Origin of the sequence: [Mycobacterium] fortunisiensis (assembly GCF_019050325.1) — a bacterium.
Taxonomy (GTDB): Bacteria; Actinomycetota; Actinomycetes; order Mycobacteriales; family Mycobacteriaceae; genus Mycobacterium; species Mycobacterium fortunisiensis.
The window spans coordinates 164,389-190,000 of sequence record NZ_VOMB01000027.1 but is presented as its reverse complement, the minus strand read 5'-3'; the positions used below and the strand labels follow the sequence as shown (position 1 = coordinate 190,000).

Genomic DNA, 25,612 nt, shown 5'->3' with positions numbered 1-25,612 from the left:
TCAGTGCAGTTTGAAGATCACCGCGCGCTGCACGATGAAGTTGATCACCGTCGCGGTGCCCTGGGCGATGACGAAGGCCACCGGCACCGCCCACGACTGGTAATCGGCCAGGTGCAGCACGAGGTGGTTCAACCCCACCTGGACGGCGAAGGTGACCAGATAGAGCGCCCACACTGCGATGAACCGGGCCGTGCTCGGCGGGGCCTGGAAGGTCCAGCGCCGGTTGATGAGGTAGGCGGTGGTGGTTCCGGCGATGAAGCCGATCGTCTTGGCGACGTCGACCTGTAGTCCGAAGGCTTTGTAGAGCAGCACGTAGAGGCCGAAGTCGACGACTGCGGACAACCCTCCGGTCACGACGAACCGGAAAGCCTGGGTTTTGAGGTCGAGGGTCGGCGACATTACGGGCTCAGCCACCCAGGCAGCTTAGCGAGGGCATACCGTTCACTCGTGCTGCAGCTGGTCCTCAACTATCTCGGTATCGCGATGTTCGCGTCGTCGGGGGCGATGGTTGCGATCCGCAAGGGTTTCGACCTGTTCGGGATCGCGGCACTCGGGATATTGACCGGGGTGGGCGGCGGGGTGGTTCGTGACGTCTTTCTGGGGATCCATCCACCGACGTCGATTCAGCATTGGCCGAACATCACCGTGGCGGTGGTGGCGACGGCCGTGGCTACGTTGGCGGCACGGCACGTCATCCGGTTCAACCGCATCGTGCTGACGTTGGACGCGGTCGGCATGGGTTTCTTCGCCACCTCCGGCGCCGCGATCGCCGCCGATCGCGGCGCCAGTTGGTTTGCGGCGGTTCTGGTCGGCCTCACCACGGCGATCGGCGGCGGCATCATCCGCGACGTGCTGGTCCGGGAGATTCCGTTGCTGATGCGGCCGGACGATCTGTACGCGGTGCCGGCGTTGATCGGTGCGACGACGTATGCCGTCATCGACTATTTCGGGCCGCAGTGGGTGGGCCTGACGGTGGGCACCGTACTGGCCACGGTGCTGCGCCTGGCCGGCCTGGTGTTCGGGTGGCGGCTGCCCACCGGGCCGCAGGACCTGATCGTCGGCGATCCCTAGGGCGGCGGTCAACGCAGCGTGGCCGCCAGCACCCGGCGCAGTGCCTCGACGGCGGGGGCGAAGGCGTGCTCGGGCGGGGCCCCGAATCCGACGAGCACGCCGTCGGGGTCGGGTGTGTTCGGGCCGGCCAGGGGGTGGCGCATGATCGACAGCCCGTTCAGCGCGATCCCGGCGTCGCCGGCCCGGCGCAGCACCTCGGGTTCGGCGCCGTCGGGCAGGGTCAGCAGCATGTTCACCCCGGCCGCCAATCCGCCGATACCGATGTCGTGGTCGAATCCGGCCAGCGCGGTGACCAGGGCGTCCCGTCGGCGCCGGTAGCGGTTGCGCATCCGCCGGACGTGCCGGTCGTATCCGCCGCTGTGGATGAAGTCGGCCAGGGTCAGCGCGGTGAGGGCGTCGACGTGGTACTGCGCCCCGCCGGCCGCTGCCAGGACCGGGTCGATCAGGGCGTCGGGCAACACCATCCAGCCCACGCGCATCACCTGGGCCAGGCTCTTGCTGGCCGAGCCGAGGTAGACGACCCGTTCGGGGTCGAGTGCCTGGACGGCGCCGACCGGTTGGCGGTCGTAGCGGAACTCGCCGTCGTAGTCGTCGTCCACCACGTATCCGCCGGTGCGTTGGGCCCAGTCGATGACGGCGGCGCGCCGGCTCGGGTGCAGCGCCATTCCGAACGGGCTCTGATGCGCCGGGGTGAGCAGTACCGCCGGGGTGTCGAGCCGGTCCAGCTCACCGACCACGGCGCCGTGGTCGTCGAGGCTGATCGGCGTGGTCGGCACGCCGAGCGCGGCCAGTGCGTCGCGGAAGATGAACAGCCCGTGGGCTTCCACCGCGATGGGCCGCTGGGTGCCCAGCACTCGTCCCAGCAGATCGACGCCGTCGCGCACGCCTGCGCACACCACGATCGACTCCGGGGTGGTGCGGACGCCGCGGACCCGGCCCAGATACTCACTGAGGGCTTCCCGCAGCGGCAGCGGTCCGCGGGGGTCGCCCATCCGCAGCGCGGAGACCGGTGCGTCGGCGATGGCCCGGCGGGCCGACGTCAACCAGGCCGAGCGTGGAAACTCCGACACATCGGGGGAGCCGGGCATCAGGTTGTGTCTCGGCGCCGCGGTAACCCGGCGTGGGCGTGGTGCCGGTCGCGGGGCGGTGGTCCGCGCGACCCAGGTGCCCGCGCCCTGCCGCGACGCCAGCCAGCCCTCGGCGGCCAGTTCCGCATAGGCCTCGGCGACGGTGTTGCGGGCCAGGCCGAGGTCCGTGGCCAGGATGCGCGACGGCGGCAACCGCATATCGGTGCCCAGCTTGCCGCTGCGGATACCGTCGCGAAGTGCGGTGGACAGTTGTTCCCGGGCGGTGCGGCTGCCGGGTTCGATGCGGGCGCGTAGGTCGAGATGAAGGTCCCGGTCGGCCGAATTGGCCCATGAAGTCACGCCTAGATTGAACCATCTGGGCGGTATTTTCCTGTCTAGCGTTATGGGCATGACGCAGACACTCGAATCCGCGAAGACCGCCGACCGCCTCAAGATCTACAAAGCCTCGCCCGGGCTGTACGACGCGATGATGACGCTGTCGAACACCGCCGCCCGGGACCTCGAGCCGAGGATCGGCGAGCTGATCAAGATCCGTGCCTCGCAGTTGAACCGCTGCGCCTTCTGCCTCGACATGCACACCCATGACGCCCGCCAGAACGGGGAATCCGAGCAGCGGCTGTCCCTCATCGCGGCGTGGGAGGAAGCCGGCGACCTGTTCACCGAGCAGGAACAGGCGGCGCTGGCGCTGACGGAGGCCATCACCGATCTGAGCCACGGACCGGTCTCCGACGCGGTGTACGCCCGTGCGGCCGCGGCGTTCACCGAACGCGAGCTGGGTCAGGTGATCTCGATGGCCGTGACGATCAATGCCTGGAACCGGATCAATGCGGTGGTGAAGACGGCGCCGCCGCAGCGTTGACCACTCGTGGGTGCGTTCACAGCCGTTTGTCGTGTGATATCAGTCACAATTTGGAATATCCAGGGTGTGGCGGCGAATTGGTCTTCCGCGCTGCAGTTAACCCAGGAATCGACTGTGGCGTAATCGGACGTTAACACAGCAAGCGCAAACCCCGGGGCGGCAGGCCTTCTGGAAGGCGTCGACATCGACCGGGTGGGCAACGTTTCCGCTCATCGTGATTGTTCGATCAGGCTGCGGTGAGGGCGGAAAAATGCCTGCTCCGACGCTGCCGTCGGGTCGCGGTTCGGCTGCCGCGACCCGACGGGGCGCGAGACCGTTCCGGGGTGTTCACAGGTGGCTTCCAGGGAGCATGTGACGCACGTCAAGTGCTTTCTAGCAAACTTTTTGCGGCGAGTTGCCGCGCATATGACTGAAACGAGTACCCGTTGCCGCCCCGGTGACGCCCGGTTACGTTTTCTCCTGCCAATCATGAGCAAGGCGTGAGAACCGGGTGTGACGTCCCTTGAGAGGGCGGCGGGCCGTGGAGGGATCCCTAGGGCGGTGCTGGTTGGTGAAGAACGACATCGGATCACCGACATAGCTAGGGAGAACATGAAGGCATTCAGTCGCGCGCTGGTCGCGATGGTGACCGCGCTGGCCGGGATCTTTGCGGCCGTCTTTGTCGGCACGGCCACGTCTCATGCGGGTCTGGACAATGAGCTGAGCCTGGTTGACGGTCAGGATCGGACGCTGACCGTGCAGCAGTGGGACACCTTCCTCAATGGGGTGTTCCCGTTGGACCGCAACCGGCTCACGCGTGAGTGGTTTCATTCGGGCCGGGCCAAGTATCACGTCGAGGGGCCGGGTGCCGAGGATTTCGAGGGCACCTTGGAGTTGGGGTATCAGATCGGTTTCCCCTGGTCGCTGGGTGTGGGCATCAACTTCTCCTACACGACGCCCAACATCTTGATCGACGATGGTGACATCACCGGTCCGCCCTTCGGCCTGGAATCCGTCATCACGCCGAACCTGTTCCCGGGTGTGTCGATCAGTGCGGACCTGGGTAACGGCCCGGGTATCCAGGAAGTCGCGACCTTCTCGGTGGACGTGGCGGGCCCGGCCGGTGGGGTGGCGGTGTCCAACGCGCACGGCACGGTGACCGGTGCGGCCGGTGGGGTGCTGTTGCGTCCGTTCGCCCGGCTGATCGCCTCCACCGGTGACAGCGTCACCACCTACGGCGAGCCCTGGAACATGAACTAGGCATATGAACTAGGAACATGAACGTCCAGTCCATGAACTGACGTCGTGATCTTTTCGGTCGGCGCGTCCTGCTCTTCACCGAGCATGGGCGCGCCGACTGCTATTTCTGCAGGATCGCTGCGGTTAATGTGGCCCCATGACGCCGCAGAGCTCGATTTCGGTGCTCGGTGAGGACGAGTGTTGGCAATTGTTGTCCAGCGTGGCGCTGGGCCGCCTGGTCGCGACGATGGGCACCAGGCTGGAGATCTTCCCCGTCAACTTCATCGTGCAGCATCGCAGCGTGTTGTTCCGGACGGCCGAGGGCACGAAGTTGGTCAGCTCTCTGTTCAACGATCGGGTGCTGTTCGAGGCCGATGATCACAATGTTGTTGACGGGTGGAGCGTGATCGTACGCGGCGAACCGCACCTCTTGGAATCGCCGGCTGAGATCGCCGAGGCTGAAAGCGGCCATCTGCTGTCGTGGATCCCCACCGTCAAACGCCGCTACGTGCGCATCGCACCGAAGGAGATTTCCGGCCGCCGCTTTGTGTTCGGCTCGGCACCGGACGACGTCTGACGCATCGAGTCGCCTGACACCGGACGAGCCGAGGGAGATCTCGATCCTGATCTCCGCCGGCCCGGTCCGTCCGTGGTCAGTCGTCGGACTTGTGCTGCCTTGCCGCCTTGCCGTTGTCGGGTCCGGCCTGCTTGGTCGACTTGGAATTCCGCGTGAGCTTCTTGCCGAAGTCGGAGACGGGGCGTTGAGCGCGGTCGCGCTTGAGCTGACTCAGCGGCCCCGTCCGGAGCTTCGGTTTGGTGACCTTCTCGTTCTTCACCTCGACCGCACCCGCTGATGGGTGGTCATCGGATTCCTCACTGGCGGTGAGGGATTTCTCGGTGTCGGTGTCGGTGTCCGGGGCCGTCTCGGCGATCTTTTCGGTGCCGGTCGTGATGCTTGCCGAAATCTGTTGCTTTGCTTCCGGTTTCAGCGCGGCTCTGGACTCCGGTGCCGACGCGGCTTCCGGTGCGGTTTCCGGTGCGGCCGGTGGGTCGATGGTCGGCAGGGTCAGCTTTGTGAGCGGGTTACCCGTGCCATCCCACCCGACGGCCTTCGCGATCATCTGCGACAGGTTGATCAGGGCGCCCACCGGGCCGATCGCATGTCCCGGAATGTCGGTTGGAGTGCCGAAGAGGTCGAGGCCGAGGCCGACGGAGTTGAAGATCGACCCGCCGATGCCGGTGGGTTGAGATTCCGCGTCGTTCGGGTCGCCGCCGGTCGCGCCGGGGGTGAGCAGACCGCCGAACTCCAGGCTGAGCGAGGTGAGGCTGAAGAGACCCTCCGCCGGCAGGCTGTCTGAGATCAGGGCCGCCAGTGGGTCGAGGTTCAGCGTGGCGCCGTTCAAGAATCCGTCGGCGACGTTGGCCGGCGTCGCGAGCAGTGCCTGTAACGCCTCCTCGAAATCTGCTGCGCCCGTGACGGCTTGCACACTGCTGACCAGTGCGATGAGAGGGCTGACGACCGGTCCGGCCAAGCCGATGAGTACTCCGCTGGCCGGCGACGAGATGAAGCGGACGACCTCGGTGATGAGCGTGACGGTGCCCTCGTCGAGATCTGGCGCGAGAGCCGGTAGGACCAGCGGAATGAGTGTCGCCAACGCCGCGTGGAAGCCGTCGTTGCTCTCCAGCAGCATTGCCTGGACTTCGTCGGCGGGGAGATCGGCGGGTATCCCGAGGAACGTGGCCGCCTGGAACGCCTTATCCAGGTTGTCGCCGATGCCGGAAAGCACGTCTCCGATGCTGCCCGGGTCGTTGAGCAACCGATCCAGGTTGGCGACTTGGTTGACGATGACCTGCTGCAGTATCGGGGCGGGCGCCTCGAAGTAGGCGTCGGCGAGGCCGGTGAGATTCGTCGAGGTGTTGTTGAAAAGGTCCACCCACGGGCTGAGGGGGTTGACGGCGGCGGAGAGATCGACTGCAGCACTGGAGACTTGCGTGACGGTTGGCGGTGGTGCCACCGGGGTGACGGCGATGACGCCGGCCCCGACCAACGCGATCCCGGCGGTCGCGTACGGACGAAGTCTCATTTCCATGACGGTCTCCTTACGGTCGGGTTAATTACTCACGAACCGGACCGTAGCTGAGAAAAACCTGAAAAAAACATGAACAGGAAATCTTCCCCAAGGCAAATTTGACTAGGGAAACAGTTTCTTTGCGGGCGGGCGATCAGACCCAGTAGGGCACGCGCGCGCGATACTGCCGCATGGCGATCGCCGCCAGCCCCCAGCCGATCACCGTGAGCGCCAGCACCACCAGCCAGTGCCGCAGTTCCTGATCGGCGCCCAGCAGTGGGGCCCGCACGATGTCCAGATAGTGCAGCAGCGGGTTGATCTCGACGATCTTGGCCCACGATCCGGCGCCCTGCTGCTGCAGCGTCGACTCGTTCCAGATGATCGGCGTCATGAAGAACAGCAGCTGCACTATGGAGGCCAGCAGCGGACCGATGTCGCGGTACCGGGTCGCCAGGATGCCGAAACAGATTGACACCCATACACAATTCAGCACGATCAAGCCCAATGCCGGGAGGACGGCCAGGTCGGTCCACTTCCACGGTTTCGGATAGATGATCGCGATGACCACGAAGATCACGATGTTGTGGCCGAACAGGATCAACTGCCGCCACACCAGCCGGTAGACGTGTACCGACAGCGGCGTCGGAAGTTGTTTGATCAGACCTTCATTGGCGATGAAGACGTCGGCGCCCTCGAGGATCGAGGCGTTGATCAGGTTCCAGATGATGAGGCCGAGCGTGACGTAGGGCAGGTGTTCCTCGAGCGGAAGCTTGAACAGCTTCGAGTACAGCAGGCCCATCGCCACCGCGGTGGTGCCGGTGGCGATGGTGATCCAGAACGGACCGAGCACGCTGCGCCGGTAGCGCTGCTTGATGTCCTGCCAGCCCAGGTGGAGCCACAGTTCGCGCTTGCCGAAGCCCTCGGCGAGATCGCGCACCGCCCGGGTCATGGTCCTGGAGTCGGATGCCGCATCGGTGAACGTCATCTGCTGCTCCTTCGGAACTCTTCGCGTCTACCCAGTCGCCGCAAGCGAATCCACTCGCGCAAGCCCGCGGGGTCGCGGCGGGACACCAGAAAGTACCAGCCGAACCGCAACCACTCCTGTGGCAGCAGCTTGCGCAAACCCGGCTGCGACAGCAGGTAGCCACGGTTGCGATAGGTGAAGAAACGCTTCGTCTCGTCATCGGGATACTGCGTGTGCATCCGGCCGCCGAGGATCGGTTTGAACTCGTCGGTGCCACACGGGTGCAGATAGCTTGCGGTCAAACAGGTTCCGAAGGGCAGGCCGGAACGGACCAGCCGGCGGTGCAACTCGACCTCATCGCCGCGGACGAACAGCCGCAGGTCCGGAACGCCGACGGCCTCCACCGTCTCGGCCCGGAACAGGGCGCCGTTGAACAGCGACGCGATGCCGGGCAGCAGATCACCGGAAACAGCTGAGCCCTCGGTGCGTAGCTCGCTGACCAGCCGCCGCCACACCAGCCCGCGACGCAGGGGGAACGCCAGGCGCTCCGGATCGTCGAGGTTGCACACCATGGGCGACACCTCGGCCAGGCTGTACTGCTCGGCGCAGGCCAGCAGCGTGGCCAGCACCGTCGAATCGGCCGGGCGGCCGTCGTCGTCGGCCAGCCAGATCCAGTCGGCACCCAGCGCCAGCGCATGCAACACCCCGAGCGCGAAACCGCCTGCGCCGCCGAGGTTTCGGCGAGATCCGAGATACGTTGCCGGTACCGGCTGGCTCAGGACCAGCTCGCGTACCTCCTCGTCGTTGTCATTGTCGACGACGATCAGGTGATCGGGCTTGCGGTCCTGGTTGACCACCGCGGCCAGGGATGTGGCCAGCAGTTCGCGGCGGCGATGCGTCACGATCACCGCGACTACCGACTCAGGCGTCACGAGCGGTTTCCTCCAACACCTCACGCACGTGCCGCGCCGCGTCCTCACCCTCGTAGGCCCGCACGACCTCTTCGATCCCGCCCGTCATCTTGATGGTGCCGTGGTCGATCCACATCGCGGTCTTGCACAGCCGGGCCAGGAACTCGTTGGAATGGCTTGCGAACACCAGGATTCCGGACCGCTCCACCAGGCTCTGCAGCCGGGACTGGGCCTTCTTCAGGAATTCGGCGTCCACCGCGCCGATACCTTCGTCGAGCAGCAGGATCTCCGGGTCGATGCTGGTGACCACTCCCATCGCCAGGCGTACCCGCATACCGGTGGAATACGTGCGCAGCGGCATCGACAGGTACTCGCCGAGCTCGGTGAACTCGGCGATCTCGTCGACCTTGGCCAGCATCTGCTTGCGGGTCTGTCCGAGGAACAGGCCGCGGATGATGATGTTCTCGAACCCCGATATCTCCGGGTCCATCCCGACGCCCAGATCGAACACCGGGGCCACCCGGCCGCTGACCGTGGCCGAGCCGCGGGTGGGCTCGTAGATCCCCGAAAGCAGGCGCAGCAGTGTGGATTTGCCGGCGCCGTTGTGGCCGACCAGTCCGACCCGGTCGCCCATCTTCAGTGACATCGTGATGTCGCGGAGCGCTTCGATGACGACGACGTTGGACTCGTTTCGCCCGATGGCACCACCGGCCTTGCCCAGGAATGCCTTCTTCAACGAACGCGTCTTGGCGTCGAAGATCGGGAACTCCACCCACGCGTCACGCGTGCAGATGTACGGATCGCTCAAGAGTTGACCTACAGGTACTGGCCGGTGCCGGGGTGCGACGGGCCGCCGCGCGGACCACCTGGACCCTGCAGCCCGGGTGGAAGGGCGCCCTGGCGCATCTGCTCGAGCTGCGCGCGGGCAGCCATCTGCTGGGCGAACAGCGCGGTCTGGATGCCGTGGAACAGCCCTTCCAGCCAGCCGACCAGCTGAGCCTGGGCGACCCGCAACTCGGCATCCGAGGGCACCGCATCGTCGCTGAACGGCAGCGCCAACCGCTCCAGCTCCTCGCGCAGCTCGGGGGCCAGGCCGTCTTCGAGCTCGCGGACCGAGGTCTTGTGGATGTCGCGCAGCCGGTTGCGGCTGGCGTCGTCGAGCGGCGCCGCCTTCACCTCTTCCAGCAGCTGCTTGATCATCGTGCCGATGCGCATGACCTTGGCCGGTTGCTCGACGAGGTCGGTCAGCGACTTGTCGTCGGCGTCGGCATCGGTGTCACCCGCGGTGCTGGCCAGGATCTCGATGTTGTCGTCGTCAGGGTTGATGGTCATGACCTTCCCTTGGCTCTTCCGTGTCGCGTCAGTTCGTCGTCTTGGTCGCCGCATGTTCTCCGCGCCAGCGGTAGATGCGGTTCTCACCGTTGTCGTAGATCTTCTCCCACGACCGTGAGCTGTCTAGCGACACTAGTCCGTCGGGCATGACGAACCCTCGGACCACCGGTGTACTGGTGAGCACGTAGCGGATGCCGAGCGCTTCGACCGCCTCGGCAACCCTCGGATCGGTGTCGGCATCGTCTGCGTATGCCCAGAAAATGAACCGGTGATACCCGGGGCCCTGCTGCACCGGGTAGTCGTAGTGGGTCCATAGCGGGTGCAGTCCGGCGATGGCGTACATCCAGGCGGTGCCGTCGGTGTTGGCGTCGCCGATCAGGGTGGTGCGCGCGTCGGGCAGCTCGGCCAGGTGGGCAAACGCCTCCAGGTCCTTGCCGTCGATCATCACCGAGTCGTACTTCTCGCCGAACAGGAACTTGTGTCGCGGCAGGTAGTGCCAGGCCAGGCCGACGGTGGTGACCACCAGGACCACGGCGGCGCCGGCGCGGATCCACGCCGGGCGGGCGCCGGCCCGCCGCAGCAGGATGGCGCCGGCGAGAACCAGGGCACACAGCCCGATCGCGGCCATCGGTGCGTACAGCATCGTGACCACCGCCGACAGCCGGCGTGGGTCGCTGTAGAACAGGTCGCTGAACGTTCCGGTGAGCGCGCCGACCGGTCCGCCGAACGAGGCGCCGGAGTGCACGATCGACACGATCAGCAGCAGCCACACCGCCGGCAGCCACCAGGCCCGTTTGATCAGCAGGATCACCCCGCCGATGGCGGCCAGAGCGATCAGCGCGTACTGGATCGGGAAATCGTTGAGATGGCGGGTGTGCTGGACGACCGCGATGAACAGCGAGCGCTTACGGCCGAGGTGATTGGCGAAGGCGTGCCCGGCGATGATGTCGGCCTGGTCGGCCACGCTGAGGAACTGCGGAAGCATGATCAGCAGCGCGGGTATCGCCACGGCGGCCAGGGCCAGGAAGTCGGGCAGCCGCCCGCGTACCGGGCGCCACAGGCACTCCAGCAGCCACCATGCCGCCACCAGCAGCACGGTGATGATGCCGCCGGTGATGTGCACCGAGAAGACGCCGACGGTGGCCAGTACCGCCAACCCGATGCGGTCTCGGTGCGCCGGGGTCGAGACGATCAGCGCGAAGGCCGGGACGGCGAGCCCGTAGGCCACCAGGTTGGGCATCGCGGCCACATCGAACTCGACGTAGGGCACCGCAGTGAACGACGCCGACAGGGCGCCGGCGGTGGCCGAGACGGTGGCGGCGCGCAGCTCGCTGGTGTGCGGGCGAACGATCTTCCACGTCAGGACAGCGGCGCTGACCGGGAACAGCCACACCGCCGCGGCCACCGAACTCACGGTGTAGGCGGTGGTCGCGGCGGCGCCGGTGAGCTGGCAGTAGACGGCGGCCAGGGCGTGGAACGCCGACGGGTAATACAGCGCCTCCTGGGTTTCCACGTTGCGCAGCTCGCCCATGTGCGTGGGGGAGGCCTGGCCGGTGTCGAGGATGAACCGGATGGTGTTGGCATGCCACACCGAGTCCCAGTTGCTGGGGATGGACTGCCAGTGCACCAGCCCGGCCAGTGCGGCGGCGGCGATCAGTGCGGCGCCCAGCAGCACTCCGCCGGCCACGATCGCGGCCGCGCGCGCAACCATGCCCGATGCCTCGGCGTCGCGGTCACGGAAGTGCTCCAACACCTTCCGCAACGCCGCGGCGACCGCGCTCACCACGGCCACAGCAAACAGTGCGGTCCACGCATTCCAGGGTGCGCCGAGGGCTCCGAGCGGGACGATCGTCAGCGCGACGGTGCCGTAGGTCAAGGCTGGACCCACTGCGACAGCGGTCGGCAACGTCAGCCCGCCGGCTCTGGCTATCAGCGCCCCGGGGATCACCAGCAACAACAGTGCGATTAGCACTCCGAACCCGAAGCCCACTGGACTAGTATGGCTGCCCAGGGTGACCCGGTCCGAGCAGGTCTCGCCAAGCGCAAACGCGCGATCGGGCGCTCACCAAATCGTGTCGGTTTGTGATATCTGCGGACGCTCTAAGGTGGCTGGCATGGCATACGACGTCGCCCGGGTGCGTGGCTTGCATCCCTCGTTGGGCGATGGGTGGGTTCACTTCGATGCCCAGAACGGCATGTTGGTGCCCGATTCCGTCGCGACGACGGTTTCCACCGCCTTCCGCGGGTCGATGCCCACGGCTGTGGGCCCGCATCCATCGGCCCGCCGCAGCGCGGCGGTGCTCACCGCTGCCCGTCAAGCGGTCGCAGATCTGGTCAACGCCGACCCGCGGGGTGTGGTGCTGGGGCCGGACCGGGCCCAGCTGCTGACCTCGCTGGCCGAGGCGTCCTCGTCCCGTGTGGGGCTGGGCTACGAGGTGGTGGTCACCCGCCTGGACGACGAGGCCAACATCGCGCCGTGGTTGCGCGCGGCGAATCGCTATGGCGCCAAGGTGAAGTGGGCCGAGGTCGACATCGAGAACGGTGAGCTGCCGTCCTGGCAGTGGGAAGGGCTGATCGACAAGCCGACGCGCCTGGTGGCGATCGCTTCGGCGTCGTCGACCCTGGGAACCGTGACCGATCTGGGTGAGGTGACCAAGCTGACGCATGAGGTCGGCGGCATGGTCGTCGTCGATCACTCCGCCGCGGCCCCGTACCGGCTCATCGACATCAACGAGATCGAGGCCGACGTCGTGGCGCTCAACGCCGTGCCGTGGGGCGGGCCGCCGATCGGGGCCCTGGTGTTCCGCGATCCGTCGGTGATCGACTCGCTCAGTTCGGTGTCGTTGAACCCCCAGGCGACCGGTCCCGAACGCCTCGAAGTGGGCCTGCAGCAGTACGGCCTGCTCGGTGGTGTGGTGGCCAGCATCGAGTACCTGTCGAATCTCGACGAGTCGGCCACCGGTACGCGGCGCGAGCGGCTCGCGGTGTCGATGAAATCGGCCGGCGCATACCTGGACCGGCTGTTCGAGTACCTGGTTGCCTCGCTGCGCTCGTTGCCGTTGGTGATGGTGATCGGTAGGCCCGAGACGCGGATCCCGGTGCTCAGCTTCGCGGTGCGGGACGTCCCGGCCGAGCGGGTGGTGCAGCGGTTGGCTGACAACGGCATCCTGGCGATCTCGAATGCCAGTTCCCGGGTGCTCGACGTGATCGGGGTGAACGACATCGGCGGCGCGGTCACGGTCGGGTTGTCGCACTATTCGACGGGCGCCGAGGTCGATCAGCTGGTGCGGGCGCTGGCCTCGCTGGGCTGAGCCCGCCGCAGCCCTACTGGGGAACCGTCAGCACGATCTTTCCGGCCACCTCACCCGAGGCCAGCAGTTCGTGGGCGCGCTGGGCCTCTTGGATGGGCAGTTCGGCGCCGATGATCGGACGTACCCGTCCGTCGGCGATCATGGGCCAGACGTTGTCGCGGACGGCACGCACGATCTCGCCCTTGCCGCCCGGTCCGTCCACCGGGCGGGGGCGCAGTGACGTGGCGATCACGCCGGCGCGCTTGCCGAGCAGCGTGGCGATGTTCAGTTCGGCTTTGATGCCGCCCTGCATGCCGATGATCACCAATCGTCCGCCGATGGCCAGCGCGTCGACATTGCGGTCCAGGTAGGCGGCGCCCATGATGTCGAGAATCACGTCGGCTCCGGCGCCGTCGCTCTCGGCGCGAATCCGTTCGACGAAGTCCTCGTCGCGGTAGTTGATGGTGATGTCGGCGCCGAGTTCGCGGCACAGCGCGAGCTTCTCCGCTGATCCGGCGGTCACCGCGACCCGGGCGCCGAGCGCGTGGGTCACCTGGATGGCGTGGGTGCCGATGCCGCTGGCGCCGCCGTGCAACAACACCAGCCGGCCGGCCGTCAGACCGGCGGTCATGACGAGGTTGGACCACACCGTGGCGGCCACCTCGGGAAGTCCGGCAGCGTCGCGCAGAGCAACGCCATCAGGCAATGGCAGCACCTGAGCGGCGGGTACCGCGACGTATTCGGCGTACCCGCCGCCGGCGAGCAATGCACACACCGGTTGCCCAACTGACCAGTCGGTAACATCCGCGCCGACCGCTGCGACGGTGCCCGAAACCTCCAATCCGATCACCTCGCTGGCCCCTGGCGGGGGCGGATACTTGCCCGCCGCCTGGAGCAAGTCCGCGCGATTGACGCCCGCGGCATGCACCCGGATCAAAATCTCATTGTTTGCTGCGCTGATGTCAGCGACGTTTTCCCAGGTCAGACGGCCGTCGGCGGAGGCCACAATTGCATGCATTTGTTCAACGCTACAAGCCTGCTATTTTTCGCGCGCAGCAATACTGACGTCCCTTACGATTGCGGCCATGGCGGGGATGATTGCGGGGCGCACGGCGGGTGACATGCCGGGCCTGGACATCGCCGAGCAGAGGTCATGGCAGAACTACCTCGACTCGGCATTGCGAATGTATGCGACCTTGAACCGGTCGCTGGTGGATGCGCATCATCTGACGCTCAACGATGTGCGCCTGCTCGACATATTGGACAAGTCGCCGACGGGTTCGGCGCGCATGGGTGACTTGGCCGAACGGCTGATGTCCCTGCCGAGTCGGGTGACCCGGCAGATCCGGCGGTTGGAGGTACAGAACCTGGTGACCAGGGGTGCGAGCCCCGACGATGGTCGCGGGGTGGTCGCCACCATCACCGAGGACGGCCGGCGGGCCGTGCGTGAGGCGATGGTGACGTATGGGCAGGGGGTGCGCTCGCACTTCCTGGGCCGGCTCTCACGTCCGCAGATCGCGGCGATGGGCGAGAACTGCCGCCGGATCAGCGTGGCGCTGAAGAATGGATCGCCGCCCGCTCACATCGGTCGGGTGTGAAACCCGTACTCTTGTCGGCGGTGGCGTGGCAGAGCGGCCTAATGCACTCGCCTTGAAAGCGAGAGGCGGTTAAACCCGCCCGGGGGTTCAAATCCCTCCGCCACCGCCATAACCTGCGGATACGTCGTTCACCGAGCCCTGTGCCCGGAGTGGCGGACTCCGAAGGTGACACGACATGACACATGGGTCCGCGTATCGGTCCCGCTGAGCTGTCGGCGTGTCGTTCGTCGCGGCTGGTCTCACCGAATTTCTGAGGTGAGGTGTACGCATGAAGGTTCCCAGCTACGTCACGATCCGCGACTTCGAGTCCGGCCGACGGTACGAGGTCCGGCTGGAGGTGACCGGCGAGGACGGGGTGCGCCGCCAACGCCGTCGCCGGTTCCGCACGCTGAAAGAGGCGATCGACGCGCACGCCACCGTCACGGCGGAGCGCGCGGCAGGAACGTTCACCGCGCCCTCTGAGCTGACGGTGAAGGTCGCGTGCGAGCAGTGGCTGGGCGGCAAGCGCATCAAGCCGACAACCCACGCCGCGTACTCCGCCGCGCTCGCTCCGGTCATCGAGCGCTACGGCGACCGCCCGGTGCAGAAGATCGGCAAGGCCGACGTCGAGAAGCTGGTCGTCGAGCTGCGTGACGGCACCGGTCCACGCGGCGTGTGGGCGCGCAGTTCCATCAACCCCATGCTCGCGAGATGGCGGTCGGTGTGGAAGGACCTTGTGGCTCAAGGCATCCTGCCGCGCAACGTGATCGACTTGGTGGAGCCGCTGAGACGGCCGTCCGGCGCACCGGACCTCAAGCTCGACGACGCGCTGTCCGAGGCCGAGGTGGCGCAGCTCGTCGATGCTCACGCGGTGTCCGCCCCCGCGGCCGACGCGGACTGGAGGACGGTGCGCGACACCGAGCACGCGCGCCTTCGCGAACTCTTCGTGCATCTCGCGTTGCTCGGTCTACGGCGCGGTGAACTGGCTGGGCTGCGGTGGAGCTCGATCGACCTCGACGCCGAGACGCCGACGCTCGCGGTGCGCGCCACGAGAGTCTCCACGGCGCAGGGCGTGATCGAGCAGGACGATGCCAAGACGTTAAGCAGCGCAAGGGAACTCGACCTTCCGCCGTACCTGCTGCCGATCCTTCGCAGAGTCCGGCGGGAGCAGCGGGAGATGCGCCTCGCGGTCGGCGACATGTGGGAGGGACCGGCGGACGGCTACGTGATCGCGCACCCGTTCGGTCGGCCCGTCAGCCCGCGCGCGTTGAACGCCTGGTGGAACCGCTCGCTCAAGTTCGCTGGTGTCGCGCACCGTCGGCTCCACGCATCCAGGCACACGGCGGCGACGCTCCTGCACCTGCGCGGCGCACCCACGGCGACGATCGCGGCATGGCTCGGTCACGCAGACGGTGTGCTGGCGATGCGCACGTACGCACACACCAGTCGTGAGTCGTTGGCCTCGGCGGCGAAGCTGCTGTCGCCCAAGGCGATGGATCGCGCCACACCCGATGCAGCTCAAGAGGATTCGACATCCTCGACGGCATGAGCAGCTACTCCAACGTGGCCGACACCGAGTTCTTCCTCGCTGGACGTGACGCCGCCCGATACATGCGCGACGAAGGCGTGGCGGTCACCGCGGCCAACGCCGAGACGTGGTGCCCGCGCGGACTTCACGCGGCCGACGAAGCAGCGTGGCTCCGTGGTTGGCGATCGGTGCTGGCATGAGTACCGACTTCTTCACCGCCGGGTACCTCGCCGCGGGCGACCGTGCCACCGACGACCTGATCGGCCGCACCGATGACCCCGCCGAGGAGTCCGGGCGGTGGTGTCCGCCGCACCTGCACGGCCCCGACGCGGATGAGTGGCGGAGCGGGTTCGAGTCGTGGTGGGAGCCGCGGTGAGGTGACCGTGCCGGGACATGAAGCAGCCCCGCAACTTCTCGCGGGTGGCCCGGTTCGCCGCGACGCGGTCCCACTCGGCCTGGGGGAACGGGTTCGTCGGAGCCGGCGTGTCGACGACGGGAGTTGAATTCTGCGAAACCTGTGCGACCATGGGGTCGTACCTACTTCCGTTGTGAGCGGGGTGGCATTGAAAGTCCGGGTGTGTCCAGCACCCGGCTTTCGCCGTTTCTGGGGATGTTCGGGTCAGGTGGTGACGAGGGTGCCCACGGACACCGGGGCGGGCGCGTACCGACGTACCTCGGCGGAGACCTCCATGACCACGTCCGGCCACATCACCTCCAGCAGCGACATGACCGTCAGCGCGGCCGACACGTCTTCCCCGCAGCGGTAGCGGGCGCAGTTGACGAGTGCTGCCGAAACCTTCTCGTAGTCCAGGCCTTTCAGCTCCGCGGTCGTGCGCTCGCCGGCCAGGTTCACCACCGCGTACAGCTCGTCGCGGGTGAGGCCGAGCGGCGCCAGCACCTTCAGCGCCGCGCGCTGCCGGGCGCTCACCAGGTCCTCCGGGGTGCCGTTGCTGGTGGCGCCCTGCAACTGCTGCGTGGATTCGGCGCTCACCCGCATCGCGGTCGCGCCGACGGCGTCGCCCTTCTCCTCCCACTCGTCCGCGAACACGCGGCACTCCGCGGCGCAGTCGGTGAGCGGGGTGCTCATGTTGACGGTGGTGTCGTCCATGCGTTGTGCTCCTTCGTGTTTCGGTCCGGTCAGGCGAGGTGGATCGTCGCCGCCACCTGGTTGACGACCTCTTGGGACAGGATCCCCGCGGTGACCATCCGGCCCGAGGTGTCGGTCAGGTGGTCGAAGTACAGCTCGATGCCGTCCGTGGGGTCCTGCGCCTTGACGAACGCCGTGAACGCCTCCTGCTGCTTCTCGTCGGGGTCGTGGCCGATCAACTCGGCGCGGGCCATCGCGATCGCGGCCCGGCGGCAGACCGCGTTGCGGGCGTCGCGCCACCGCTCCTCGTCGATGCGAGCGGACAGGCGGGCGGCGTGCTGCTGCTCGGCGGGCAGCTTCATCAGCCCCTCCAGGTAGGACTCGGGGTGGTCCTCGGCCAGGACGTAGATGTCAGTCAGGGCCTCGATCGCCCGGTAGCTCGCGTCGGCGTCGAGCCAGGTGGGTTCGGTGCGCATGTCGTTGTGCTCCTTGAGATTTCGGATCAGGCGCCGACGAGGGTGCTGTCGAGGTACTCGTCCAGCCACCGGCGCCGCACGCGGTACTCGCCCTTCAGTCGCACCGCGCGCAGCCGATGGTCGCGGATCATGCGCCGCACCGTCTCGGTGCACAGGTCCAGTTCCTCGGCGATCGCGTCGGTGCGTAGGAACTCGTCGGGGTTGGGCTCGAAGACGGGGTTCGCGGGGACGGTCACGGTGTTCTCCTGTTCGCTCATGTAGTGCGGTATCTCCAGCTGTAGCACGGATTCTGGCAAAGTCCAGCCAGCCGACACCCCTGACCCACCCCATGCCAGTACTCGAAACTGGTTGCCGCGCAGCGAGATAACGCGACAGTTCTCCAAATTAGAGACAGACTCGCCCCGGACACGACTGTGCCACCGCCCGGATCGGGCAGGGGCACAGGTTGATTCAGCAGTCGGTCACCGCTGTGGCACCCTCGCCATCACCTCGGCGGCCTCCCGGTACAGCTTCGCGCGGTCAGTCTCACCGCGCTCCTCCCAGTACCTCGCCAGGTTCTCGTAGTTGGCGGACGACACGGAGCCCAACTCCGGTTGCCGATTCCGCTCCCGCCCGCACTCCGCGATCACGTCCGGCCACATCGCGGCCAGCACCCAGAGCACACGCCGGGACCGCGCGGGTGCGTACGGTTCGCCGCGGTCCCGCCACACCTCGTCGCAGGTGTCGCTCAGGACCTCACCGATCACCTCGCCGCCGTACGTGTCCACATCCGGGTTCCATCCCGACCGCATCGCCAGCATCACGTCATGCAGCTGGTCGGTGTCGGCTCCCAGGCGGCGGGCCACCCGGATCGCGGCGCGGGTACGGGCTTCTCGCATCTCGGTCTCGTCCATGCCCGCACCTGTACCCCCGCCGCGCCCGATCCGACGGCCGGGGCGCGTGAGATCAGCAGGGGCTCAAGGGGACCGGCGCCGGTACTCCGTCGGCGTCGTCCCGAACCAGCGTCTGCAGGCGCGGGTGAACACGCTGTGCTCGGCGTAGCCCAGCTGGCGCGACACCTGCGACACGGGCAAGTCGGTGCCGGTGAGCAGCCGGTGGGCCAGCTCGCGACGGGTCACGTCGACCAGTGCCGGGAAGGTGGTTCCCTCCGATACGAGGCGCCGCTGCAACGTCTTCGGGTGGATGCCGAACTGGCGGGCGACGAGCGCGGCGGACAGTTCCCCGGTGGGCAGCAGCTGGCGCACGACGCTGCGCACGGTGTCGGCGATATCCGATGTGCGCTGGCCGTGGGCCTCGGACAGGTAGGTCAGGGCGAGTCGGTGCGCGAGCGGATCGTGGTTGAGCGGTCGCTCCAAGTCCTCGGCGCGCAGGGTGAACCCTGCGACCGGCTCGTTGAAGTACGGCGTGCACCCGAAGTAGCTGCGGTACTCGGAGTCGGTGTCCAACGGCGGGTGCGGCAGGTGCACGACCACCGGACGGTAGGCGGTGCCCAGGAACAGGCGCAGTACCTGCAGGGTCAGACCGAGCGCCAGTTCGAGGGCCTGGGCCTGCGGAGGCGGCGGGCGCAGCAGGAAGCCGTACTCGAACCGCCGCAGCGCCGGATCGGCGTGGTCGGTGATACGCGCGGTGATCCCGGGGCTGTGGGAGTCCATGTAGGTGACCAGGACGTCGAGCGCCACGGCGACGGTGGCGGCGGTGCGGGCGGCCACCGCGACGGGGCCGAGGATGTCGATGCTCTGCTGCCGGCCGAGCTGTCGCCCGAAGTCCGGCACGTCCAGCGTCGTGGCTGCGGCCTCGACCGCGGTGATGGCGCTGCGTAGCGGGATGAACCGGTCGTCGTCACCTGCGTCTGCCGGATCGATGCCGGCCAGCGTCAGCAGTGCGTCCGGATCCCCTCCGTGGGCGGTGACGAGTGGCGCGAACCCGGTGAGTGACGACCCGCGGACCAGCTGCATGTCCAGCATCATCAAGAAGCTGTCCAGCAGAGTCAAGACGAACAGGTGCCAGATGGTGCAGAGTGGTTGCCCGGTCGGGGGACCACGACTTGTTGTGACCGGCCGATGGTGGCTGGGTCGCGGCGACGATCAACCACAGGAGACTCGTGAAGAAGCGCACCACCACACTGCTGGCGGCCGCGGCGTTGGTCGCCGCCCCGCTGGGCCTCGCACCGGTCATCACAGCGCCCACCGCGTCGGCCGACATCTGCGCCGGAGTGCATGGCCGCTTCGTCGGCGTCAGCGGCTGCGGTGCCCCCATCGCCCGCGGCGTCGAAGCGGGAGCAGCGATCGCGGCAGCCGACCACCCCTACGTCTGGGGCGAAGTCCCCTGCTACACCGTCGAAGGGGTGCCGTACTACACCCCGCCGGGACAGCCCTGCTGACGACCAGTGCGACGCGCAGACGGGTTGCGCACCGGTGAACCGAGATTTCGCACTGCGGCTGCGTGCGGCGATGACAACGACATGGAGGGTATGGAGTGAAGTTCTTGACGTGGGGCTTCGTGGTGGCGCTGATGGCCGCCACGGCGGGCTGCGGCGGCAAAACCGAAGGGCCGGAGAGTAATTCGGCGCCGACCCCGCAGCAGGTGCGTGAGATCGCCAAGGAGGCCTACACCTACGGCTACCCGATGGTGGACAACTACCGCATTCAGTACGCCTATTTCGCCGACAAGGCGAATCCGCAGTACAAGGGGCCGTGGAACCAGGCGCACAGCATCGCCCGGGTCTATACCCCCGCCGACACCACCATCCAGACGCCCAACTCCGACACTCCCTACACGATGCTGGGGGCGGATCTGCGGGCCGAACCACTGGTGCTGACGGTGCCGAAGATCGAAGAGAACCGCTATTTCTCGCTGCAGTTCGTCGACGGCTACACATACAACTTCGCCTACGTGGGCAGCCGCGCCACCGGCAACGGCGGCGGCAAGTACCTGCTGGCGGGGCCGAACTGGAACGGTGAGAAGCCCGAGGGTGTCAACGAAGTCATCCGGTCGGACACCGACTTCGCGCTGGTCATCTACCGCACCCAGCTGTTCGACCCCGCCGACATCGACAAGGTGAAGAAGATCCAGGACGGCTACACCGTCGAGCCGCTCTCGGCGTTCGAGCACAAGCCCGCCGCCACGGCCCCGGCGGTCGACTTCTACCCGCCGTTGTCGCCGGCGGATCAGAAGACCTCACCGGACTTCTTCAAGGTGCTCAACTTCGTATTGAAGTACGCGCCGGTGCTGCCCGACGAGAGGCAGTTGCGCGAGAAGTTCGCGACCATCGGCATCGGACCCGACGGCGACTTCAACCCGGCCACCATGAGCCCGGAGACCCTGCAGGCGGTCAAGGACGGGATGGCCGATGCGTGGGCCGAGCTGACCGCGTTCCAGAAGGGCAAGCTCGACACCGGTGCGGTGACCTCGGCTGATCTGTTCGGCACCCGCCAGGACATGAAGAACAACTACCTGTACCGCATGGCCGGTGCGGTCCTGGGCATTTACGGCAACACCGCAGCCGAGGCGATCTACCCGGTGATCGCCACCGACTCCACCGGTGCGCCGCTGACCGGAGCGGGCGGCAACCGCTACACCGTGCGGTTCGCTCCCGGACAGCTGCCGCCGGTCAACTCGTTCTGGTCGATGACCATGTACAAGATGCCGCAGAGCCTGCTGGTGGAGAATCCGATCAACCGGTACCTGATCAACTCACCGATGGAGCCCGGCCTGGTCCGCGACCCGGATGGCGGCATCACCATCGCGGTGCAGAACGAGTCTCCCGGCGCGGGCAAGGAAGCCAACTGGCTGCCTGCACCCGACGGTCCGTTCTCCATCATCCTGCGGCTGTACTGGCCCAAGGAGGAGGCGCTCAACGGTACCTGGAAGGCACCGCAGGCTGTGAAGGGCTGATCGTCGGCGTCGCGTAATCCCAACTGCTGCAGGGGCGGTCACCGATCGGGTGGCCGCCCCTGTTCAGTCCTCCGGCGGGGTCGCGCCCTCCGCCGCGTCGACGCCCAGCAGCACCACGGTGTTCCCGATCGGGTCGCTGACCCACCAGCCCTTGCCGTCCCGCGTCTTCTCCGGGAGCGCATACGCCCTGTCCATCAGCCGCTGCACCGCTGCGTCAGCGTCCCCACGCCACTCCAGCCTCGTGCCGGTGTGCGGCCGCTTCGTCGCCGGGTACAGCTCGACCACGAGACCCGTCTCGGCGACGGTCACGGCGTAGTGCTCCGGCCCCAAACCGTGCTGCTCGCGCACCGGCGCCGCGTCGAGCAGGGCACCGTAGAAGCGGGCAGCGAGTTCCAAACTCGGCTCCGGGACGTAGATCACCAACAGGGACAGTCTCATGGCTCCGGCTCCTCCCACGCCGGGCCGGGTTCCAGCGGACCGATCGCCTCGTAGTCGCCGGCCTCGATCGACCCGCTGAGGCCGGCGTAATACGCGCCGTCGCGTACCGGTTCCTCCGGTGTCGGTTCCTCCCAGGGCACGTCGGACTTGCCGTCCCAGCCGCGCGGGCGCAGGAACACGGTCGCGTCCGTCCCGTTGACATCGACCGCCGAGGTGCCGTCGTGCGCCACCTCGTAGCCCAGCGCCCGCAACCGATCCGCGGCGGCGGGGTCGCACACCACGGTCAAGTCGACGGCCGTGATCGCCTCCACCACGCGCGCCGTGCTCACCGTGACGGTCGGGCCGGCGACCGGAGTCACCCGCCACCGGCCGTCGCCCAGGTTCTCGACGGGGGTGTTGAAGATGGCGGACCAGAAGGCCGCGGTGCTGGCGCCGTCGTTGGAGACGAGGCGGATCTCGGTGATCACGCTTCCTCCTCCCGCGCCGCCGCGGTGAGTCCGCCGATCTGTACCCGCGCCCCGTCCCGTTCCGGCGTAACCACCATGCCCGCCGCGGAGAGCCGCTCCACCGTGGCCGTCAGGTCCGGCACCCGGAGTTCGATCAGCGCCGGGACCGCGGGTTCGCCGGGCGCGACTTCGATCACCGTGGTGCCGACGTTCACGAGGTGCGCCGTCACTTGGGTGCCGTCCAGTCGGGTGATGCGCATGGTGACTGGCTCGGTGTCGGTGATCGCGGCCAGGGCGGCGACGGTGTCTTCGACCTGATCGGGCTCGGTGAACAGCAGGACTCGGGAGACGGCGGTCATGCGGCGTCCGTCTCCGCGACGATCATCACCAGGTGCCGGCCACCGGGCGCGGGCACCTCGGAGTTCGCGGCGGTGATCACGACTGGAGCGTCGAACAGGCAGCTGAGGAACTCGGCCGTCGTGGCGATGTCGGCGGTGCTGGCACGGATGACGGGGCGGGTGTCGGCGGCGTTGCTCATGGGCGGATCGTGCCACGGCCGGGTGACATCCGGAACTCCGAAAGCTACAGCAGCTCAAGGCTTCTCACAGTTGCATGTTCGGCGAACCGCTGCGCCGCTGGTCCCGAGGGTGTTGCCGGGTTCGATGCACATGCAACGGATCCTGCATCGGAGAAATCGTTGGCGGGGTGTCGGTGGCGGCGTCCACACTGGCCCCATGCCGATCGAACCGCTGCCCGACTCCGTCCGTGACCGCCTCGCTCAGTTCCTCCGCGAGTGGGCCGCTCGGGTCCGCGGCGGCGGCTGGGACGACTACGAGAACGTCTTGTCCGCGGGCGAGGTCGCCGGTGTCCGTGCCGTGCTGAACGAACCCGGCGCCGTCGACGCCGCGGTTGAGCAGTGGGCGGCGACGCTGTGGGGGTTGGCGGGGGCGGAAGCTGACGCCGCGGCCGGCTACCCGCGCACCCGTTGGTGGCTGTCCGCGGTGATGCCGCACGACACCGCGCCGATCGACCTGACGCCTCCCACCGGCTGGCCGCCGATCGACCCGGGCGACGGCTGGGCCGGGATCCTCACCGATCTCCAGCACGACCTCGCAGAGATCGACCCGGGACTCGTTGTGCGGCAGGTGAAGCAGAAGTTCGGCACGCTCGAAGTGTGGGCGGAAGCGAGTGACCCCGCACTGGCCGACGCCGTGCACGAACGGATCACCGCGGCGCAGGAACTGTCGGCCCGCACCTGCGAACGGTGCGGCCAGTCGGGGCGTGTGCGACAGAAGCCATCCGGGTGGTACCAGGCACTCTGCGACGAACACGCAGCGGAAGCGGCGACCGAGACTGAGGAGGAGGAGCTTTGACCGAGGAGAACCCGCATATCGTCGAGGCGGAGCTGCGGCACGTCTGCGAGGTGTGCGGCCGGGACGAGATCCTCACGCCCGCAGAGGCGTACTCGGCAGGGTGGGACTACCCGCCGAAGATGGGAGCGTTCGGCATCATCAGCCCACGCACCTGCCCCACGTGCCCGATGTCCGGCACTGCGTGGGCGGCCCTCGAGTTGGACGGCTACACCGAGGACATGCTGAGCGACGCGCAGCGCGAAGTCGTGGCGCGGATCCTGGCCGAGCCGGCCTCGATCATGGTGGAGCAGCCGTGAACTCCATCCCCTGGACCGTCACCGCGGTGGAGCCCCGCGGCGGCACCGTGGTGCGGCTGACGTTCGCGGACGACACCGTGGCCGACTTCGACCTCGCGTACTTGCTGAACCGACCCGACACCGTCTTCGCCGCGTTCACCGCCGACATGATCCCCGCCGCGCAGCTGGTCGACGGGACCGTGGCTTGGGAGACCCCTTCCGGGACAGTGGACCTCGCCGCGGATGCCTTGTACGACCACACCCGCGGCGTCTGCCCTGGCGGCACCTGCGAGGGCTGGGAGCCGAGCATGACCCGACTGGTGCACGAGTAATCAGTCCGCCGACGCCTCGGCGATGAACCGCTCGATCTCGGTTGCCGCGACGAACGCGCGCGAACCGATCCGCACCCGCGCGATTCGCCCCTGACGAAGTAGCCGGTCCAGCGTGGCCTTGGACACCCGCAGCTGCTGCCGGGCCTCCGTCAAGGTGAGCAGCAGCGGCCCCTCGGCCTGGTCCGGTGCGGGAGACGGCTTCGGCGGTGCCGCGGCGGCCATCTCGGCCAGCACCTGTTCGCGGATCGCTGCGATCAGCGCGGACACCGCGGCGGCGACGGGATCAGGTGATGTCATACCCCGAAATCCTAAGACCGGCAACGGAGTTCACCGTTCCGGGTAAGGGTGCACGAGCATCTGTCGGCGGCAACCGAGACGGCATCACGGCGGTGCGCGACCGAGACGAACAAGGGGCGGCCACCGCGAAGGTGACCGCCCCGTTCCGTTCCTGCTCCGCGGCTACGCGGCCTCGCTGATGATCCGGTCCACCTCCGCGGCGGGGATCAGACGCCGGCGCCCGAGACGGACGGACCGCAGCTCCCCGGAGCGCAGCTGCGAGTAGATCAGCGACCGGCTCACCTTCAAGCGGTCTGCCGCCTCGTCGACGGTCAGCACTGTCGGCGGCGCCGGAGCGGGTGCGGGTTCGGACTGCGTCGCGGCCAGCACGGCGGCGATCGTGGCGGCCAGCGCGGCCGGGTCGGTGGTGCTCATGCTCCACATCCGATCACGGGTTTCCGGATCCGACGACTGATCTGTGCGACACGCCGACGCACCCCGGAGCGCACCGGAACACAGCCGCGCCGGAACGCGCGCCTGGAGGACGTGACATGACACAGAGGTGACACATGACGCGGAATCGAGCGCATCCATCCGTGCCCGAATCGGCTGGTCACAGAACCTCGACGGACCCCGCATCCGACCGAACACACAGGTGCCGCTAGCTTGAAAGCGAGAGGCGGTTAAACCCGCCCGGGGGTTCAAATCCCTCCGCCACCGCTCTGCTGCCAGAGTCGACGCTTGGACCGCGGGCGCGCCTTCAACCCGGCGTACCTCGCACTGCTCGGCCTGCGCCGGTGTGAACTCTCCGGCCTCCGGTGGTCGGCGGGCGACTTCGACGCCGAGACGGCCTCGACCCTGATTGCCCGCAGCATGGTGATGGATCTGGACCAGGTGTTCAGCTTTTGAACACCGGGCAGCGTCGGGCCAGGTGTTCACCCTTTGAACACCCCGCAGCTGGGCTCGGCCCAGGGTTTCCGTGGTGCCGCCAGGGCTGGAGCAAGAGCTGTTCTGGGCTGATGACATTGGGAGCGGCTGCGGACCGATACGTGGACCGACGACGTGATCGAACACACGCCTTCTGATCGTGGCATTTATGTTACGGTTT

General features: G+C 67.5%; 35 protein-coding genes and 1 tRNA gene. 16 read left to right on the top strand and 20 right to left on the bottom strand.

All coding sequences use genetic code 11. The features are described from left to right. On the bottom strand, positions 1-399 hold the full coding sequence (locus tag FR943_RS25245) for a GtrA family protein (RefSeq protein WP_217161222.1): 399 nt from the start codon (positions 397-399) through the stop codon (positions 1-3). Between the two features lie 48 nt (positions 400-447). On the opposite strand from FR943_RS25245, the gene FR943_RS25240 reads away from it, so the two are divergent. Further along, positions 448-1,071, top strand: coding sequence for a trimeric intracellular cation channel family protein (locus FR943_RS25240; RefSeq protein WP_217161056.1), 624 nt, complete (start codon positions 448-450; stop codon positions 1,069-1,071). 8 nt (positions 1,072-1,079) lie between these two features. Here FR943_RS25240 and pdxR read toward each other — a convergent pair whose 3' ends face one another. Then, complete coding sequence (gene pdxR, locus FR943_RS25235; RefSeq protein WP_217161054.1) at positions 1,080-2,498, bottom strand: MocR-like pyridoxine biosynthesis transcription factor PdxR; 1,419 nt, start codon at positions 2,496-2,498, stop codon at positions 1,080-1,082. Between the two features lie 49 nt (positions 2,499-2,547). On the opposite strand from pdxR, the gene FR943_RS25230 reads away from it, so the two are divergent. The 3 genes from FR943_RS25230 to FR943_RS25220 all read left to right on the top strand — a co-directional run bounded on the left by FR943_RS25230 (position 2,548) and on the right by FR943_RS25220 (position 4,813). Next, positions 2,548-3,018 (top strand): carboxymuconolactone decarboxylase family protein, encoded by a 471-nt coding sequence (locus FR943_RS25230; protein ID WP_217161052.1) that lies wholly within the window; start codon positions 2,548-2,550, stop codon positions 3,016-3,018. A gap of 591 nt (positions 3,019-3,609) precedes the next feature. Then, positions 3,610-4,257 (top strand): porin MspA, encoded by a 648-nt coding sequence (mspA, locus tag FR943_RS25225; RefSeq protein ID WP_217161050.1) that lies wholly within the window; start codon positions 3,610-3,612, stop codon positions 4,255-4,257. A 136-nt stretch (positions 4,258-4,393) separates the two neighbouring features. Beyond that, on the top strand, positions 4,394-4,813 hold the full coding sequence (locus tag FR943_RS25220) for a pyridoxamine 5'-phosphate oxidase family protein (protein WP_217161048.1): 420 nt from the start codon (positions 4,394-4,396) through the stop codon (positions 4,811-4,813). 76 nt (positions 4,814-4,889) lie between these two features. On the opposite strand, the gene gjpA is transcribed toward FR943_RS25220, so the two are convergent. The 6 genes from gjpA to FR943_RS25190 all read right to left on the bottom strand — a co-directional run bounded on the left by gjpA (position 4,890) and on the right by FR943_RS25190 (position 11,502). Further along, the gene (gene gjpA / locus FR943_RS25215; protein ID WP_217161046.1) at positions 4,890-6,326 is read right to left on the bottom strand and encodes an outer membrane porin GjpA; all 1,437 of its coding nucleotides are present in this window, start codon (positions 6,324-6,326) and stop codon (positions 4,890-4,892) included. A gap of 133 nt (positions 6,327-6,459) precedes the next feature. Continuing rightward, a complete protein-coding gene (gene wzm / locus FR943_RS25210) occupies positions 6,460-7,290 on the bottom strand; it encodes a galactan export ABC transporter permease subunit Wzm/RfbD (RefSeq protein WP_217161044.1) in 831 nt (276 codons plus the stop codon). After that, positions 7,287-8,201, bottom strand: coding sequence for a galactofuranosyltransferase GlfT1 (gene glfT1 / locus FR943_RS25205; RefSeq protein ID WP_217161042.1), 915 nt, complete (start codon positions 8,199-8,201; stop codon positions 7,287-7,289). The genes wzm and glfT1 overlap by 4 nt, the downstream gene beginning before the upstream one ends. After that, positions 8,191-8,988: a galactan export ABC transporter ATP-binding subunit Wzt/RfbE gene (wzt, locus tag FR943_RS25200; protein ID WP_217161041.1), complete on the bottom strand. Its 798-nt coding sequence runs from the start codon at positions 8,986-8,988 to the stop codon at positions 8,191-8,193. Before wzt ends, glfT1 begins: the two co-directional genes overlap by 11 nt. An 8-nt stretch (positions 8,989-8,996) precedes the next feature. Beyond that, positions 8,997-9,512, bottom strand: coding sequence for a bacterial proteasome activator family protein (locus tag FR943_RS25195; RefSeq protein ID WP_217161039.1), 516 nt, complete (start codon positions 9,510-9,512; stop codon positions 8,997-8,999). 28 nt (positions 9,513-9,540) lie between these two features. Next, on the bottom strand, positions 9,541-11,502 hold the full coding sequence (locus tag FR943_RS25190; protein WP_217161037.1) for a DUF6541 family protein: 1,962 nt from the start codon (positions 11,500-11,502) through the stop codon (positions 9,541-9,543). 124 nt (positions 11,503-11,626) lie between these two features. Between FR943_RS25190 and FR943_RS25185 the strand changes: the two genes are divergently transcribed. Continuing rightward, positions 11,627-12,823: a cysteine desulfurase-like protein gene (locus FR943_RS25185; protein ID WP_217161035.1), complete on the top strand. Its 1,197-nt coding sequence runs from the start codon at positions 11,627-11,629 to the stop codon at positions 12,821-12,823. Between the two features lie 13 nt (positions 12,824-12,836). Here FR943_RS25185 and FR943_RS25180 read toward each other — a convergent pair whose 3' ends face one another. Then, positions 12,837-13,820 carry an NAD(P)H-quinone oxidoreductase gene (locus FR943_RS25180; protein ID WP_217161033.1) on the bottom strand — a complete coding sequence of 328 codons (984 nt, stop codon included), beginning with the start codon at positions 13,818-13,820 and terminating at the stop codon, positions 12,837-12,839. Positions 13,821-13,887: 67 nt separating this feature from the next. Between FR943_RS25180 and FR943_RS25175 the strand changes: the two genes are divergently transcribed. The 5 genes from FR943_RS25175 (at position 13,888) to FR943_RS25155 (ending at position 16,283) form a co-directional block, all read left to right on the top strand. After that, a complete protein-coding gene (locus FR943_RS25175; protein WP_217161031.1) occupies positions 13,888-14,400 on the top strand; it encodes a MarR family winged helix-turn-helix transcriptional regulator in 513 nt (170 codons plus the stop codon). Between the two features lie 19 nt (positions 14,401-14,419). Next, positions 14,420-14,509, top strand: a tRNA-Ser gene (locus FR943_RS25170). A gap of 159 nt (positions 14,510-14,668) precedes the next feature. Continuing rightward, complete coding sequence (locus FR943_RS25165) at positions 14,669-15,928, top strand: tyrosine-type recombinase/integrase (protein ID WP_217161029.1); 1,260 nt, start codon at positions 14,669-14,671, stop codon at positions 15,926-15,928. Next, a complete protein-coding gene (locus tag FR943_RS25160) occupies positions 15,925-16,107 on the top strand; it encodes a hypothetical protein (RefSeq protein ID WP_217161027.1) in 183 nt (60 codons plus the stop codon). Before FR943_RS25165 ends, FR943_RS25160 begins: the two co-directional genes overlap by 4 nt. Continuing rightward, positions 16,104-16,283 (top strand): hypothetical protein, encoded by a 180-nt coding sequence (locus tag FR943_RS25155; RefSeq protein WP_217161025.1) that lies wholly within the window; start codon positions 16,104-16,106, stop codon positions 16,281-16,283. Before FR943_RS25160 ends, FR943_RS25155 begins: the two co-directional genes overlap by 4 nt. A gap of 243 nt (positions 16,284-16,526) precedes the next feature. Here the strand turns inward: FR943_RS25155 and FR943_RS25150 are convergent, their stop codons facing one another. From FR943_RS25150 to FR943_RS25130, 5 genes are all read right to left on the bottom strand, one after another. Next, positions 16,527-17,015: a hypothetical protein gene (locus FR943_RS25150; protein ID WP_217161023.1), complete on the bottom strand. Its 489-nt coding sequence runs from the start codon at positions 17,013-17,015 to the stop codon at positions 16,527-16,529. A gap of 29 nt (positions 17,016-17,044) precedes the next feature. Continuing rightward, entirely contained in the window at positions 17,045-17,470 is a 426-nt protein-coding gene (locus tag FR943_RS25145; protein ID WP_217161020.1) for a hypothetical protein, read from the bottom strand. 26 nt (positions 17,471-17,496) lie between these two features. Next, positions 17,497-17,706 (bottom strand): helix-turn-helix domain-containing protein, encoded by a 210-nt coding sequence (locus FR943_RS26710; RefSeq protein ID WP_217161018.1) that lies wholly within the window; start codon positions 17,704-17,706, stop codon positions 17,497-17,499. 225 nt (positions 17,707-17,931) lie between these two features. Beyond that, positions 17,932-18,363, bottom strand: a complete 432-nt coding sequence (locus tag FR943_RS25135; protein ID WP_217161017.1) for a hypothetical protein — start codon at positions 18,361-18,363, stop codon at positions 17,932-17,934. Between the two features lie 63 nt (positions 18,364-18,426). After that, positions 18,427-19,461, bottom strand: coding sequence for an AraC family transcriptional regulator (locus FR943_RS25130; protein WP_246585254.1), 1,035 nt, complete (start codon positions 19,459-19,461; stop codon positions 18,427-18,429). A gap of 110 nt (positions 19,462-19,571) precedes the next feature. On the opposite strand from FR943_RS25130, the gene FR943_RS25125 reads away from it, so the two are divergent. Further along, positions 19,572-19,850, top strand: a complete 279-nt coding sequence (locus FR943_RS25125) for a hypothetical protein (protein ID WP_217161016.1) — start codon at positions 19,572-19,574, stop codon at positions 19,848-19,850. Between the two features lie 131 nt (positions 19,851-19,981). Continuing rightward, positions 19,982-21,364: a DUF1254 domain-containing protein gene (locus FR943_RS25120; RefSeq protein WP_217161220.1), complete on the top strand. Its 1,383-nt coding sequence runs from the start codon at positions 19,982-19,984 to the stop codon at positions 21,362-21,364. 63 nt (positions 21,365-21,427) lie between these two features. On the opposite strand, the gene FR943_RS25115 is transcribed toward FR943_RS25120, so the two are convergent. From FR943_RS25115 to FR943_RS25100, 4 genes are read right to left on the bottom strand one after another with little or no spacing between them, the layout of a single operon-like run. Then, positions 21,428-21,802 (bottom strand): VOC family protein, encoded by a 375-nt coding sequence (locus tag FR943_RS25115; RefSeq protein ID WP_217161015.1) that lies wholly within the window; start codon positions 21,800-21,802, stop codon positions 21,428-21,430. Continuing rightward, positions 21,799-22,269: a hypothetical protein gene (locus FR943_RS25110; protein WP_217161014.1), complete on the bottom strand. Its 471-nt coding sequence runs from the start codon at positions 22,267-22,269 to the stop codon at positions 21,799-21,801. Before FR943_RS25110 ends, FR943_RS25115 begins: the two co-directional genes overlap by 4 nt. Further along, the gene (locus FR943_RS25105) at positions 22,266-22,607 is read right to left on the bottom strand and encodes a hypothetical protein (protein WP_217161013.1); all 342 of its coding nucleotides are present in this window, start codon (positions 22,605-22,607) and stop codon (positions 22,266-22,268) included. Before FR943_RS25105 ends, FR943_RS25110 begins: the two co-directional genes overlap by 4 nt. Beyond that, a complete protein-coding gene (locus tag FR943_RS25100) occupies positions 22,604-22,786 on the bottom strand; it encodes a hypothetical protein (RefSeq protein ID WP_217161011.1) in 183 nt (60 codons plus the stop codon). Before FR943_RS25100 ends, FR943_RS25105 begins: the two co-directional genes overlap by 4 nt. Before the next feature lie 196 nt (positions 22,787-22,982). Here FR943_RS25100 and FR943_RS25095 point away from each other — a divergent pair, with 196 nt between their 5' ends. From FR943_RS25095 to FR943_RS25085, 3 genes are read left to right on the top strand one after another with little or no spacing between them, the layout of a single operon-like run. Further along, positions 22,983-23,621, top strand: a complete 639-nt coding sequence (locus FR943_RS25095; RefSeq protein ID WP_217161010.1) for a hypothetical protein — start codon at positions 22,983-22,985, stop codon at positions 23,619-23,621. Next, positions 23,618-23,917: a hypothetical protein gene (locus tag FR943_RS25090; protein ID WP_218046169.1), complete on the top strand. Its 300-nt coding sequence runs from the start codon at positions 23,618-23,620 to the stop codon at positions 23,915-23,917. The genes FR943_RS25095 and FR943_RS25090 overlap by 4 nt, the downstream gene beginning before the upstream one ends. Continuing rightward, positions 23,914-24,228, top strand: coding sequence for a DUF2442 domain-containing protein (locus FR943_RS25085; protein WP_217161009.1), 315 nt, complete (start codon positions 23,914-23,916; stop codon positions 24,226-24,228). Before FR943_RS25090 ends, FR943_RS25085 begins: the two co-directional genes overlap by 4 nt. On the opposite strand, the gene FR943_RS25080 is transcribed toward FR943_RS25085, so the two are convergent. Both FR943_RS25080 and FR943_RS25075 read right to left on the bottom strand, forming a co-directional pair. Further along, on the bottom strand, positions 24,229-24,525 hold the full coding sequence (locus FR943_RS25080; RefSeq protein WP_217161008.1) for a helix-turn-helix domain-containing protein: 297 nt from the start codon (positions 24,523-24,525) through the stop codon (positions 24,229-24,231). Between the two features lie 162 nt (positions 24,526-24,687). Next, entirely contained in the window at positions 24,688-24,939 is a 252-nt protein-coding gene (locus FR943_RS25075; RefSeq protein ID WP_217161007.1) for an excisionase family DNA-binding protein, read from the bottom strand. A gap of 306 nt (positions 24,940-25,245) precedes the next feature. On the opposite strand from FR943_RS25075, the gene FR943_RS25070 reads away from it, so the two are divergent. Beyond that, the gene (locus FR943_RS25070) at positions 25,246-25,413 is read left to right on the top strand and encodes a site-specific integrase (protein WP_217161006.1); all 168 of its coding nucleotides are present in this window, start codon (positions 25,246-25,248) and stop codon (positions 25,411-25,413) included. The last annotated feature ends 199 nt before the right edge of the window (positions 25,414-25,612 follow it).